The 12,870-nt window shown below is 53.0% G+C and carries 13 protein-coding genes; 4 read left to right on the top strand and 9 right to left on the bottom strand.

Annotated features, from left to right (window positions below; genetic code table 11):
- Positions 1–43 precede the first annotated feature (43 nt).
- Positions 44–874 (top strand): sugar phosphate isomerase/epimerase family protein, encoded by an 831-nt coding sequence (locus IV433_RS16010; protein WP_195814976.1) that lies wholly within the window; start codon positions 44–46, stop codon positions 872–874.
- On the opposite strand, the gene yieH is transcribed toward IV433_RS16010, so the two are convergent.
- Positions 864–1,529: a 6-phosphogluconate phosphatase gene (yieH, locus tag IV433_RS16005; RefSeq protein WP_195814975.1), complete on the bottom strand. Its 666-nt coding sequence runs from the start codon at positions 1,527–1,529 to the stop codon at positions 864–866. The two genes, IV433_RS16010 and yieH, sit on opposite strands and share 11 nt — an antisense overlap.
- 152 nt (positions 1,530–1,681) lie before the next feature.
- Between yieH and IV433_RS16000 the strand changes: the two genes are divergently transcribed.
- Complete coding sequence (locus tag IV433_RS16000) at positions 1,682–3,019, top strand: NCS2 family permease (RefSeq protein WP_104923876.1); 1,338 nt, start codon at positions 1,682–1,684, stop codon at positions 3,017–3,019.
- Between the two features lie 90 nt (positions 3,020–3,109).
- Here IV433_RS16000 and IV433_RS15995 read toward each other — a convergent pair whose 3' ends face one another.
- The gene (locus IV433_RS15995) at positions 3,110–3,679 is read right to left on the bottom strand and encodes an NADPH-dependent FMN reductase (RefSeq protein ID WP_195814974.1); all 570 of its coding nucleotides are present in this window, start codon (positions 3,677–3,679) and stop codon (positions 3,110–3,112) included.
- A 93-nt stretch (positions 3,680–3,772) separates the two neighbouring features.
- On the bottom strand, positions 3,773–4,498 hold the full coding sequence (locus tag IV433_RS15990) for a 4'-phosphopantetheinyl transferase family protein (RefSeq protein WP_195814973.1): 726 nt from the start codon (positions 4,496–4,498) through the stop codon (positions 3,773–3,775).
- Between the two features lie 324 nt (positions 4,499–4,822).
- Here IV433_RS15990 and IV433_RS15985 point away from each other — a divergent pair, with 324 nt between their 5' ends.
- The gene (locus IV433_RS15985) at positions 4,823–6,718 is read left to right on the top strand and encodes a methyl-accepting chemotaxis protein (RefSeq protein WP_195814972.1); all 1,896 of its coding nucleotides are present in this window, start codon (positions 4,823–4,825) and stop codon (positions 6,716–6,718) included.
- A 68-nt stretch (positions 6,719–6,786) separates the two neighbouring features.
- Here the strand turns inward: IV433_RS15985 and IV433_RS15980 are convergent, their stop codons facing one another.
- Positions 6,787–7,674, bottom strand: a complete 888-nt coding sequence (locus IV433_RS15980) for a LysR family transcriptional regulator (RefSeq protein WP_195814971.1) — start codon at positions 7,672–7,674, stop codon at positions 6,787–6,789.
- A gap of 100 nt (positions 7,675–7,774) precedes the next feature.
- Here IV433_RS15980 and IV433_RS15975 point away from each other — a divergent pair, with 100 nt between their 5' ends.
- Entirely contained in the window at positions 7,775–8,374 is a 600-nt protein-coding gene (locus tag IV433_RS15975; RefSeq protein WP_195814970.1) for a short chain dehydrogenase, read from the top strand.
- Positions 8,375–8,438: 64 nt separating this feature from the next.
- Here IV433_RS15975 and mnmE read toward each other — a convergent pair whose 3' ends face one another.
- The 5 genes from mnmE to rpmH all read right to left on the bottom strand — a co-directional run bounded on the left by mnmE (position 8,439) and on the right by rpmH (position 12,284).
- Positions 8,439–9,803, bottom strand: a complete 1,365-nt coding sequence (gene mnmE, locus IV433_RS15970; protein ID WP_195814969.1) for a tRNA uridine-5-carboxymethylaminomethyl(34) synthesis GTPase MnmE — start codon at positions 9,801–9,803, stop codon at positions 8,439–8,441.
- 104 nt (positions 9,804–9,907) lie between these two features.
- Entirely contained in the window at positions 9,908–11,542 is a 1,635-nt protein-coding gene (yidC, locus tag IV433_RS15965; protein WP_195814968.1) for a membrane protein insertase YidC, read from the bottom strand.
- 2 nt (positions 11,543–11,544) lie between these two features.
- A complete protein-coding gene (gene yidD, locus IV433_RS15960) occupies positions 11,545–11,802 on the bottom strand; it encodes a membrane protein insertion efficiency factor YidD (RefSeq protein ID WP_095924029.1) in 258 nt (85 codons plus the stop codon).
- Entirely contained in the window at positions 11,766–12,125 is a 360-nt protein-coding gene (rnpA, locus tag IV433_RS15955) for a ribonuclease P protein component (RefSeq protein ID WP_071823635.1), read from the bottom strand. Before rnpA ends, yidD begins: the two co-directional genes overlap by 37 nt.
- An 18-nt stretch (positions 12,126–12,143) precedes the next feature.
- Complete coding sequence (gene rpmH / locus IV433_RS15950; protein ID WP_009637487.1) at positions 12,144–12,284, bottom strand: 50S ribosomal protein L34; 141 nt, start codon at positions 12,282–12,284, stop codon at positions 12,144–12,146.
- Between the last annotated feature and the right edge of the window lie 586 nt (positions 12,285–12,870).

Here is a 12,870-nt window from a genome sequence, read left to right as displayed (position 1 = left end):
TCCACTACTGTAAGTCTCGAAGCCTGACAAAAAGGACGCTATTTTGCCTGCTACCACCCGGTTACGTTCTATTGCGACAGTTTCAGTACCAGGAACTCTGCCCGAAAAACTCACCGCCATCGCGGCAGCGGGGTTTGATGGCGTGGAGATTTTTGAAGATGATTTACTCAAAAGCCCGGTTAAACCCATCGCCATCCGGAATCTGGCGGATTCGCTCGGATTACGGATTTTCCTGCTACAGCCTTTCCGCGACTTTGAAGGCGTTCAGCCGGAAAAGCGTAATGAGAAGTTAGCCAGCGCGCGCCGGCAGTTTGAGCTGATGAATGAACTGGGTTGTGACCGCCTGCTGGTCTGCAGTAATACCGACCCCGAAAGTTCGGCGGAGCGCGATGTCCAGATTGCCGATCTCGCCGCTCTGGCCGAAATGGCGCAGCCTCATGATATCCATATTGGCTTTGAGGCGCTGGCGTGGGGGAAACACATCAACCGTTACCGGCAGGCATGGGATCGCGTGCGTGAAGTGAGCCATCCGGCGCTGGGGATTGTGCTCGACAGCTTCCATATTCTCGCCGCGGGCGACAACCTCGACCGTCTGGACGAAGTGCCGCTGGAGAAAATCAGTTTCCTGCAACTGGCTGATGCGCCGTTCAAAGACATGAACGTGCAGCAATGGAGCCGCAGTTACCGGTGTTATCCCGGCCAGGGCGACTTGCCGCTGGTGGATTTCGTCAGCACGCTGAACCGGAAAGGTTTTACCGGGCCGTGGTCGCTGGAAATCTTCAACGATAAAACCCTGCCGCTCGCAGAGGGCCTGAGTTCCCTGACGGAACTGGAGCGGCGCATGCGGGCTTACGACCAAACCCTTAACGCGTAATCTGATAACCCTTTTTACGCCAGATCGCCGGCAACTCGCGCATGTCGTGGAAAGTGGTCACCAGCGGATTGTCCAGCGGCGGGTTGTGCGGATCCGCGCAGTAATAAAATACCGGGATCCCGGCGGCGATCCCGGCCTGTGCGCCCGCCACGGAATCCTCAACCAGAATGCAGGCTTCCACCGGCACTTCCATCACTTCGGCGGCTTTGTATAGCACCGCCGGATCGGGTTTCCAGCGCTGCAAATCGTAGCCACTGAACAGCTTATCACCCATAAAATGCAGTAATCCGGTCAGGCCGAGCGAGTGCTGCATTTTGGTGACCGGGCCGTTGGAGACAACGCACATCGGCACGGTGATTTGTTCGAGCAATTCGCGCGCACCGTCGATCGGCTGGAGTTTACTGTCAAAGAGGCGGGCAACGTGCTGACGGAAAACGACTTCCATCTCTTCTTTCGGCACATCAATGCCGTGTTCTTTATTGATGATGGCGACGATTTCGTAAAGCTTTACGCCTTTGTATTTTTTATACATTTCGTCAAAAGAAACTTTCACACCAAAATGTGCAAACATCTCGACATAGGCTTCACAGCACAGCAATTCGCTGTCGACCAGCGTTCCGTCGCAATCAAAAAAGACACATTGGATCCCCGTCATACTTCCTCCCTTTGAGTGTTTCATCTATTCGCGTGGTTTATGGCACTGTACCCGAACGATAGATTTAATCCCACACATCCAGTGCTGGCGCTTTACGGCTAAAATCCTTAGGATACCCCCCGATTGTTTTTCCCCCATTTTGGAACTCACTAATGAGCACACCACACAGCAATGCTACCGGCGGAAAAGGTCTGGCTGAACGTCTGTTTAAACTGACGCAGCACGGCACCACGGTACGCACCGAAACTATCGCAGGCTTAACCACCTTCCTGACCATGGTCTACATCGTTTTCGTGAACCCGCAGATTTTGGGTGTCGCGGGCATGGATAAACAGGCCGTCTTTGTGACCACCTGTCTGATTGCCGCGTTTGGCAGCATTCTGATGGGCGTGATTGCCAACCTGCCGGTTGCACTGGCGCCAGCGATGGGTCTGAACGCCTTCTTCGCCTTTGTGGTGGTGGGTGCGATGGGCGTTTCCTGGCAGATCGGGATGGGCGCTATTTTCTGGGGCGCTGTTGGCCTGCTGCTTCTGACCATTTTCCGTATCCGCTACTGGATGATCGCGAACATTCCGGTCAGCCTGCGCGTGGGGATTACCGCCGGTATCGGGCTGTTCATCGGCATGATGGGGCTGAAAAACGCCGGCATTATTGTCGCGAATCCGGACACCATCGTCACCATCGGCAATCTGACATCCCACAACGTGCTGCTGGGCGTGCTGGGCTTCTTCATCATTGCGGTGCTGGCGTCACGTAACTTCCACGCTTCCGTTCTGGTGTCGATCGTAGTGACCACGGGCATTGGTCTGGCGATCGGTGACGTGCATTACAACGGTTTCTGGTCGATGCCGCCGAGCATCACCACCGTCGTCGGTCAGGTTGACCTGAAAGGCGCGCTGAATATCGGTCTGGCTGGCGTGATTTTCTCCTTCATGCTGGTCAACCTGTTTGACTCCTCCGGTACGCTGATTGGCGTGACGGACAAAGCCGGTCTGGCGGATGAAAAGGGTAAATTCCCGCAGATGAAACAGGCGCTGTACGTCGACAGTATTTCCTCTGTGGCGGGGGCTTTCATCGGGACATCTTCCGTTGGCGCGTATATCGAAAGTACGTCCGGCGTGTCTGTGGGTGGCCGCACCGGTCTGACCGCTGTCGTGACCGGTTTGCTGTTCCTGCTGGTGATCTTCATTTCTCCGCTGGCGGGCATGGTGCCGGAATACGCGGCAGCCGGTGCGCTGATTTATGTGGGCGTTCTGATGACCTCCAGCCTGGCGCGCGTTTCGTGGGATGACCTGACAGAAGCGGTTCCTGCTTTTGTGACGGCAGTAATGATGCCATTCAGCTTCTCCATCACCGAAGGCATTGCGCTGGGCTTCATCTCTTATGTGGTGATGAAACTGGGCACAGGCCGCTGGAGAGAGATCAGCCCGTGCGTCGTTGTCGTTGCCCTGTTGTTCGTGCTGAAAATCGCGTTTGTTGACGGGCATTAATCCGTACGCGATTTAGCCTCTGCGAACGATAAAAAAACAGCCCGCCACTTTCTGAAAGTTGCGGGCTGTTTGTATTTCAGTGGCTGAAAATTATTTGCTGACGCGGTGCGTATAGTCGGCAAATGCGGTCAGCTGGCCTCTGAGGAAATCCAGCGTCCCCTGATCGATAACTTCACCGGTTTGGGCATCGACTTTGTTCTGAATGACGCCACCCATAAACTCAGGCTTGTTCATCACCATCGCGTCGAGGAAGACCAGGATCTGGCGCAGATGATACTGGCAGCGTGCGCCGCCGACCGGCCCCATTGAACTGGTCTGAATCAGCACCGGTTTGCCCGCCAGTGGCTGGTCAGGCAAACGTGAAATCCAGTCGATGGCGTTCTTCAGGCCACCGGGAACGGAATAGTTATATTCCGGCGTCACGATGATCACACCGTCCGCCTGGCGGATTTGCTCCGCAATCGCGTCTAAATCGGCCGGAAAACCCTCTTCCTGCTGAATATCGGCATCGTACAACGGCAGAGTACCGATAGACGGTAACGCTTCAATGGTGACGCCCTCAGGCGCGACTTTCGGCAGCGTGCGCGCGACCATGCCGTTGTAAGACGCTTTACGAAGACTACCTAACAGTGTGACAAACTTCAGAGGCTTAACTGACATGATTAACTCCTGTTATGGATGACTCTCTGATTCTTACCTTAAACGAAAAACGGCACGTCGATATACAAGGTTTTTGAAAACATGAGTGAAGTTTTATTTGGCAGGCGGCAGGCTGGTGAACTTCATGTAATGCGGTGAATCAGATTGCTGATCTGCTGACAGCGTTTGTGTGCGGGTAAAGCCATTTTCCGGTTCGTAGCGCCAGCACTGTAACCGGATAATCGACGGTGACTGCGCGCACGCCCAGGTAATCGACCCTTCAATATCACTCATCACCTGCGCCTCCGGCGTAACCGTTGATCGCAGGCGCCCGGAAGCCGGATTCAGGCTGAGTGTCAGCTGGCTTTGTTCGTTCAGGCCGGACATCTTCAGCATACTTTGACGTATGCACCAAAGCTGCAGGGAGGATTCTATCGGGTCGGACTGCATGGCAATCCAGGTTTTTTCGACGGCGGAAAGTTGCAGCTGGTGCTGCGGATTAACCAGTGCGCTGCGCGCGTGAATGATTTCGAGATCGAGGCCGACTTTTCCTTCGCTGCTGATCAGCACACCGACGGTGCTGCCTGCATAGGCCAGGCTGAAATCGGGAAGATCGGAGGATTCAAAACTCGGGCGACCGCTCGGCAGGGTGATGACGTGAGGAAGTTCCGCAATACCGTAAAGATAGAAAATCATTTCGGCCAGTAAAACACGACCGTTTAAAAATCGTTTTCGTTGTTTTTCGGAAAGATGTTTTGCGGATACAACAATTTCTCTGGGCAACCGATGTGTATCGGGTTCAGCTTCCGTCACAGCCCATCTTGCAAAGTGGCACGCCATTGTTCACTCCATGATTAATGGTTCGACCGTATTTTCTCTGTATTCGTGAAGAATAACATTAAGAGAAATCATTAAAAACCGCTTAAACCCCGCGTCCGCGCACACTTTTTTTACTTTTCAGAAAGTTTTTCATAACGATAAAGCGAAAAGAATCACAGTATTAACCGCAAATTGAGAAAGAATCTCATCGGGACGATGTTCTGGATTTTCACTCATATGATCTGGGTGCCAGATATATCTACTATAGCCTCATAAAGAAACCTCAGAAAATGCCGTTATAAGTTAAGCAGCGATCTCGCTGCTTTGCCTGTGAGTTACCCTAAAATGTTAAAAACAACGCAATCCCGCTTTATCGCATTGATCAGCTTGTTTTTTATTGTGCTGGTCATCGTCACGCTCATTGTGATCCAGGTCTTTGTTGCCCCTCAGCTGAAACAAACAGAAAGCACTCTGGTTGCGAATCAGGTAGATGATATCGCCGTCGTTATCAACGACCGGCTGAACAAAGTGGAATCTCAGGTGCGTACCATCACTCAAACCGTCGCACAAATGGACAGCGACAGCATTGACCGGCTGCTGCCCGCACTGGTGGATCAATACGGTGATTCCGCCGTATTTGGGGGCGGGATCTGGCCTTTGCCGAATCAGCGTGATCCGGCAAAAATCAAATTCAGCACCTTCTTCGCGCGAAATAACAATAATCAGCTGACGGTAAACACTTTCTGGAACAGTGCCGAATCGCCGAATTACTTCGAGCAATCCTGGTATCTCGCCGCTTCAAAAGGCGAAAAGGGCCAGTGTGTCTGGGCGCCTGCCTACTTTGATGACGCCAGCACGCAGCCGCGTACCAACTGCGCGATGCCGATTTATAAAGGCGATAAACTTTGGGGCGTGGCTACCATTGACGTCACGCTGGGTTTCTTTAACCAGCTGGTGACCGAAATGGAGAAGAAAGTTCATGGCACTATTTATATCGTAGAGAAAGACGGCACCATCGTGGGTACCAGCCATTCCGGCGATGAAAAGTTGCCGAAGCTGGCTTCTCTGGGCGAACAATCTCCGCTGGCGATGCAGATCCGCAAAAGCCTCGACCAGATTGACGGGCAGGCGAATCTGGTTGCCGACTACGACAACAACGGTACGTCTCACACGATGTTCATGAGCAACATTCAGGGGCCGTGGTATATCGCTACCGATATGCCAACCAGCCAGTTGCTGACGCGGACGCATGGCATCCTGCAAAGTCTGGGTCTGGTGCAAATTCCGATGGTGATTTTGCTGCTGGTTGTGCTGATCCTGGCGATCAAAATCTTTATGCGCCAGCTGGACGCGCTGCATAAAAATATCAGCCAGCTTTCCGCCGGTGGGGCCGATCTGACCCGTCGCTTGCCGGAAAGCCGCAGTCCGGAATTCAACCGCGTAAATCAAAGCTTTAACCAGTTCCTGTCATTCCTGCAATCGATCCTCCGGCAGGTCGGCGACAGCAGTCTGGCGATCACCTCGGCATCGCGTGAAATCGCCAGCGGTAACATGGATCTCTCCGGGCGTACCGAAGAACAGGCGAGTTCGATAGTTGAAACGGCGGCGTCCATGGAACAGCTGACCAGCACAGTGAAACAGAACGCCGCCAACGCCGAAGGCGCTAACCAGCTGGCGCGCGATGCGTCTGCGGTGGCGCAGAAAGGGTCGGAAGTGGTGAAACAGGTGGTCGATACCATGGGTTCGATCACCCGTTCCTCGCACAAAATTGTCGATATCATCAGCGTGATCGACGGTATTGCTTTCCAGACCAACATTCTGGCGCTGAATGCCGCCGTTGAAGCGGCCCGTGCGGGCGAACAGGGGCGCGGATTTGCCGTCGTGGCTTCGGAAGTGCGCAGCCTGGCGCAACGTTCTGCTACGTCTGCCCGCGAAATCAAAAAACTGATTGAAGATTCCGTCGCGGATATCACCACCGGCAGCCAGCTGGTGGCAACCGCAGGAACGACGATGGATGAAGTCATGGGCGGCGTGAATAACGTGGCGACGCTGATGAACGAGATCATGTCTTCCAGTCAGGAACAAAGCCTCGGTATCGAGCAGGTGAACGTTGCAATCACCCAGTTGGATAACGCCACCCAGCAGAATGCGGCGCTGGTGGAACAGGTTTCTGCGGCCGCTCAGGCCATGCAGGATCAGACCGTTCAGCTGGAAACTGTGGTGGCGGGCTTTAAACTCTGATTGTTTTTTCACTGTAAATCGAACGGTAAGTGAGCGATCACTTACCGTTTTTTTTATGGAAGGAATAATCAGTAGAAATCTTTTTCTGTCATGTAGTTAATCAGGCTGTTCAGTTTCGCACGCGGGCGGAAATCGGGCAGATAAACCACATGCACGGCGCGCGGTGTGGGAATGAAAGACTCGAGAACCGGAATAAGCCTGCCGCTGAGAATATCTTCGGCCAGCAGTACCTTCGGCTGAAGCAGTAAACCGGCTCCTTCCAGCGCGGCATTACGCAATGCATGGCCATCGTTGGAGACATACCGGCTGTTCACCGGCCACGCCGACGTGGTTTGCCCGGCGTTCGCCAGATGCCAGCCTTCACTCTGATTCCACACGGAGTGGATCAGGCACGGATGCGTTTTCAGATCTTCCGGCGATTCGGGTATGCCGTTGCGCTGCAAATACTCCGGCGATGCGCAAATCACCATTTCGTAGGGTTTCAGCGGCCTGGCAACCAGCCGGTCATCCCCGATTTCACCAATACGGATGGCGAGATCGAAATTTTCCACGATCAAATCGACGCGGGCGTTGCTCAGTACCAGTTCCACTTTGACCTGCGGGTAGAGATTCAGATAGCGGGCGAGCATCGGCGCAATCACGCTGGATCCTAAAGAAACTGGCGCACTGACGCGCAGCAATCCGGTGGGAACGCTTTGCAGACTTTCCATCGCGTTCTCAGTGGATTTTATCTGCTCCAGCACCCGTTTGCCATTTTCGTAAAACACGTCACCGGCATCGGTCAGGCTTTGTTTACGGGTTGTGCGCTGCAAAAGCCGGGCGTTCAGATGTTTTTCCAGCTGCTGAATATGCTTGCCGACCATAACCGCTGAAATCCCCAGTTTTTCGGCCGCGCTGCTAAAATTTCCTGATTCGACCACGCAGATAAAGACTTCAATATTCCGCAGCTTATCCATATTACTAACCCAGAGTTAGGACAGAACAAATATTGTAAGTCTATATCTAACTTTTAGTTTGGTTAATGATGAGCCTGTACACAAAATCGAGGAATGAAAAATGAAAATTTTAGTCATTGGCGGTACGGGCACATTGGGCAAAGCAGTGGTCAGCGCATTAGGCGATAACCATAACGTCATCACAGCAGGCAAAACGCGCGGCGATTTTCAGGTGGATATTACCGATGAAAGCAGCGTGAAAGCGCTTTTTGCCCGCACCGGTAAACTCGACGCGATTATCTCCACGACCGGCAGCCTGCATTTTGGCCCGCTGGAAGAAATGACCGTAGAACAATTTAATACCGGATTGCAGGATAAACTGCTCGGGCAGGTTCGTATCGCGCTGATTGGCAAGGCGTTTCTTAACGATGGCGGCTCAATCACATTGACCAGCGGTATCGTTGCCGACGAACCTATCCGTCAGGGAGCAAATGCAACGGCAGTGAACGCTGCGGTAGAAGGTTTTGTGCGCGCCGCCGCGATCGAATTGCCGCGAGGCCTGCGCATCAATGGCGTCAGCCCGACGGTCGTTGAAGAATCTCTTGAAGGTTACGGACCGTTCTTCCCGGGCTTTGAAGCTGCTCCGGCGGTGCGCGTGGCAAAAGCTTATGTGCGCAGCGTGGAAGGTGCGCAAACCGGGCGGATTTATAAAGTCTGGTAAGCTAACATTATGAATCACATAAAAAAGCCCGCAGGATAGCGGGCTTTTCTGCATTTTCAGGTCATTATTTCCCGATACAGAAACTCGAGAAAATACGGCCCAGCAAATCATCAGATGTGAATTCGCCGGTGATTTCACTCAGCGACTGCTGCGCCAGGCGCAGCTCTTCCGCCAGCAATTCACCTGCCCATGCGCCAAGCAGCTGATCTTTACCCTGAACCAAATGCTGCGCAGCGTCTTCCAGCGCCTGCAAGTGGCGACGACGGGCAAGGAATCCACCTTCCATGTTGTGATTAAAGCCCATCACCTGTTTCAGATGATCGCGCAGCAAATCCACGCCGTCGCCGGTGCGGGCAGAAAGGCGAATAAGTGAGTGACCATTCACTTCGGTTTGCCCCAGCGCTTCGCCAGTAATATCGGCTTTGTTGCGTACCACGACGATAGGCAAGGAAGCCGGAAGGCGTGCCATAAACTCCGGCCAGATCTCTGCCGGTTCGGTTGCCGCTGTGGTGGTGCCATCAACCATAAACAGCACTAAATCAGCCTGTTCGATCTCATTCCATGCACGTTCGATACCGATGCGTTCTACTTCATCACTGGCTTCGCGCAGACCGGCGGTATCAATGATGTGCAATGGCATGCCGTCGAGATGAATATGTTCGCGCAGAACGTCGCGTGTGGTGCCCGCGATGTCGGTCACAATCGCTGCTTCACGACCGGCCAGCGCGTTCAGCAGGCTGGACTTACCGGCGTTAGGGCGCCCGGCAATCACCACTTTCATCCCTTCACGTAACAGGCTGCCCTGACGGGCTTCAGCACGGACAGCATCCAGATCGCCCATCACGGTGTTGAGTTTGGCTTCGATTTTGCCGTCAGACAGGAAGTCGATTTCTTCATCCGGGAAGTCGATCGCTGCTTCGACAAAGATTCGCAGGTGAGTGAGTGCTTCCACCAAATGGTGAATACGCTGCGAGAAAGCGCCCTGAAGCGAGTTCACCGCCGAGCGTGCGGCCTGTTCTGAACTGGCGTCGATCAGATCGGCAATAGCTTCTGCCTGTGCCAGATCCAACTTATCGTTGAGAAATGCACGTTCAGAAAACTCGCCCGGACGCGCGATACGCACATTTTCCAGCGCGACAATTCGCTTGAGCAGCAGGTCGAGAATGACCGGGCCGCCGTGGCCTTGCAGCTCCAGTACGTCTTCACCGGTAAAGGAGTTCGGGCCGGGGAACCACAGCGCAATGCCCTGATCCAGCGTGCTGCCGTCTGCGTCCTGAAATGGCAGGTAATCGGCATAACGAGGTTTTGGCAGCTTACCTAAGACAGCCTGTGCCACATCACGCGCCGCACGGCCGGAAATGCGCAAAATGCCAACGCCGCCGCGACCGGGAGGTGTTGCCTGGGCAATAATGGTATCTGAGGTACTCATAGCAATTGTCTCTTTCTGAATATGCAAAAAGGCGGTCTCGATGACCGCCTTCGTGTCTTAATCATGAGTGTAGCGGTCAGGACGGGAAGCGCCCTGACGCTGACTTATGACTTTTTCTTGTCGCGGCTGTGCAGGCCACGTTTTTCCAGCCCGCGATAAATCAGCTGCTGCTGGAGAATGGTTACCAGGTTACTGACGATGTAGTACACCACCAGACCGGACGGGAACCACAGGAAGAACACGGTGAAGATGACCGGCATGAAGGTCATGATCTTCTGCTGCATCGGGTCAGTAACGGTAGTCGGCGACATCTTCTGAATAAAGAACATCGTGATACCCATTATGACCGGCAGAATGTAGTACGGGTCTTGCGCTGACAGGTCATGGATCCACAGGATGAACGGCGCGTGGCGCAATTCGATGGAACCAGACAGCATGTAATACAGTGCCAGGAAGATAGGCATCTGAATAACCAGCGGCAGACAGCCACCCAGCGGGTTCACTTTCTCAGACTTATACAGCGCCATCATTTCCTGACTCATGCGCTGTTTGTCATCACCGATACGTTCACGCATCGCGGCCAGTTTCGGCTGCAACATACGCATTTTCGCCATCGACGTGTACTGAGCACGGGTCAGCGGGTACATGATACCGCGCACGATGAAGGTGATAACAATGATTGAGAAGCCCCAGTTGCCGACGAAGCTGTTGATGAATTTCAACAGTTTGAACAGCGGCTGAGAGATGAACCACAACCAACCATAATCGACAGTCAGGTCAAGGTGTGGCGCGATAGCAGCCATTTTGTCCTGAATTTCCGGGCCCACCCACAGGATTGAAGCAACCTGCTGTTGTGCGCCAGGAGCAACGGTAAACGGTGCGCCTTTAAAGCCAATCGATGAGATACCGTTGTTGGTGGTCGTGAAGAACGTGTTGGTGTCCTTCGCTGATGGGATCCACGCCGTTGCAAAATACTGCTGCAACATAGCAACCCAACCGCCCTGTGTGGTGACATTCAGCGCTTCGCTCTTATCGAACGCATACTTCTGATATTTGTCATCACTTGAGGAGTAAGCCGCGCCACGGAACGTATGCAGAGCAAAGTTATTGCTGCCAGTATCGCGGTGCTTAGGCAAATCTGTGGTTTGTTTGAGCTGGCCAAACATGGTCAGTTCAAGCGGGGCAGCCGTGGTGTTGTTGACGTTGTACTCAACATTCACCGCATAGGAGCCACGTTTGATCACGAAAGTTTTGGTAAAGATGGCACCGTTTTGAGCCGTATAGGTCATCGGGATGCGCAGTTCAGACTGGCCTTCTGCCAGGGTGAACGAATCCGAGCTGGCCTGGAACAGAGGACGTTCGCCGTTCGCCGGATTATCTGGACCATTTTTACCTGTCAGACCGCTTTGTGCCTGATAGATGAAATTAGGAGTGGTTTCCAGTAACTGGAAAGGCTGGTCAGAGCCCAAAGATGTAGGGTAAGCAGTCAGAAGAGCCTGCTCAATATCGCCACCACGGGTGTTGATCGTTAATGACAGCACATCACTGTTAACTGTAATTAATTTGCCCTGTCCGCTACCAGGAACAGCCTGGTTAGCAGCATCACCGTTTGCAGTGTTCGCAGTCTGTTGCGTGGTCTGGTTGGCGGGTTGCGGAGCGTGGTCCGTTTGCCATGCCTGCCAGATCATGAAAGACACGAACAGCAGAGCGATGAGGAAAAGATTGCGTTGCGAATCCATCGTTAGTGTTCTCTGTTATTGTCGGTTTTCGGCGGTACGGGGTCATCACCACCTGGGTTCAAAGGATGGCATTTTAATACGCGTTTCAAAGTCAACCAACTGCCTTTTAACATGCCAAAACGACCAATTGCCTCAATACCGTATTGAGAGCAGGTTGGTCGAAAGCGGCAATGTGGCCCGAGCAACGGACTGATGAATAACTGATAACCACGTATCAGTTTAATCAGGATGCGGGAGCCTGTCGGCAATGTCGACGCCATAATTTCTCCAACGCTTCCGTCAGCGCGCGATTATCTAAATCGGCGACACCCTTCTTGGCGACCACCACAAAATCCATCGACGGCAGCGTATGCTGATTCAACCGGAAGCTTTCGCGGGTTAGGCGTTTGATCCGATTGCGTTCATGTGCGCGTTTGACGTGTTTTTTTGCGACGGTGAGACCGATGCGGGGATGCCCCAGCTCGTTCAGGCGGCCGAGTATGGTGATTTGCGGCGTGCCAGCCCGTTGTGGCTGCTGGAAGACGAAAGTGAAATGACGGGGAGTTAACAAACGTAACTCCCTGGGAAAAGCGAGCTTAACCACTAAATAGGTTAGCTTTTATTACTTAGAAGCTGACAGACGGGTACGGCCTTTCGCACGACGGCGAGCCAGAACCTGACGACCATTTTTGGTGGCCATACGAGCACGGAAGCCGTGGCTACGGTTGCGCTTCAATACGGACGGTTGGAAAGTGCGTTTCATGGCGATTTCTACCTAAACTTAAATTATTACTGATCAGTAAACGCGAAGACATTTCGGCGAAAATACGACCGATGCCTTTGTCGCAACATATAAAGAAGCGGGATTGTAATAACTGTACAGTCCTGAGTCAATTTACATTGCCAGAAATGGCTCAAGTGTTTACCAGAATGGCCCGTGGTCACACCGCAATATCCATCTGGTTATGACCATCAGGAACACAGGCTTCACACGTAGGGCTGAGGATTATACGGACTCTGCCATAAATCGCAAGGATCCTCGGCTGATCCTTATCCACAGGGGTGAGATCTTTCTCTCAATACGACGAAAATAGCGTCAGCGGACTCCTATTTTTTCACCAGAGTGATGATTACATCGCCTAATTTTAAAAGGATCGGCTAAGCTTACCCACTTGCCGATCAATGCCTGTGGATAAAAAGGATCTAAACTCTCAGGAAGGGGAGGATCTCTGTGACGGATTGCGTTATGATCCGCCATTCCGATCGCGATCCCAGCACGGGTGCTTTCGACAAAAACCGTAAAAAGCGGTTCACACGTGACTTTACGCCACTGACAGGGTGGTGAGAGA

This window comes from Rahnella laticis (assembly GCF_015644585.1).
GTDB classification, from domain to species: Bacteria; Pseudomonadota; Gammaproteobacteria; order Enterobacterales; family Enterobacteriaceae; genus Rahnella; species Rahnella laticis.
The sequence above is the reverse complement of the archived record's forward strand: the minus strand, read 5'-3'. Positions and strand labels throughout refer to the sequence as shown.

Excerpts from the sequence above, each read along its gene's own strand:
- yieH (WP_195814975.1), bottom strand. The coding sequence starts at position 1,529 with ATGACGGGGATCCAATGTGTCTTTTTTGATTGCGACGGAACGCTGGTC.
- IV433_RS16000 (WP_104923876.1), top strand. The coding sequence starts at position 1,682 with ATGAGCACACCACACAGCAATGCTACCGGCGGAAAAGGTCTGGCTGAA.
- IV433_RS15995 (WP_195814974.1), bottom strand. The coding sequence starts at position 3,679 with ATGTCAGTTAAGCCTCTGAAGTTTGTCACACTGTTAGGTAGTCTTCGT.
- IV433_RS15990 (WP_195814973.1), bottom strand. The coding sequence starts at position 4,498 with ATGGCGTGCCACTTTGCAAGATGGGCTGTGACGGAAGCTGAACCCGAT.
- IV433_RS15985 (WP_195814972.1), top strand. The coding sequence starts at position 4,823 with ATGTTAAAAACAACGCAATCCCGCTTTATCGCATTGATCAGCTTGTTT.
- IV433_RS15980 (WP_195814971.1), bottom strand. The coding sequence starts at position 7,674 with ATGGATAAGCTGCGGAATATTGAAGTCTTTATCTGCGTGGTCGAATCA.
- IV433_RS15975 (WP_195814970.1), top strand. The coding sequence starts at position 7,775 with ATGAAAATTTTAGTCATTGGCGGTACGGGCACATTGGGCAAAGCAGTG.
- mnmE (WP_195814969.1), bottom strand. The coding sequence starts at position 9,803 with ATGAGTACCTCAGATACCATTATTGCCCAGGCAACACCTCCCGGTCGC.
- yidC (WP_195814968.1), bottom strand. The coding sequence starts at position 11,542 with ATGGATTCGCAACGCAATCTTTTCCTCATCGCTCTGCTGTTCGTGTCT.
- yidD (WP_095924029.1), bottom strand. The coding sequence starts at position 11,802 with ATGGCGTCGACATTGCCGACAGGCTCCCGCATCCTGATTAAACTGATA.
- rpmH (WP_009637487.1), bottom strand. The coding sequence starts at position 12,284 with ATGAAACGCACTTTCCAACCGTCCGTATTGAAGCGCAACCGTAGCCAC.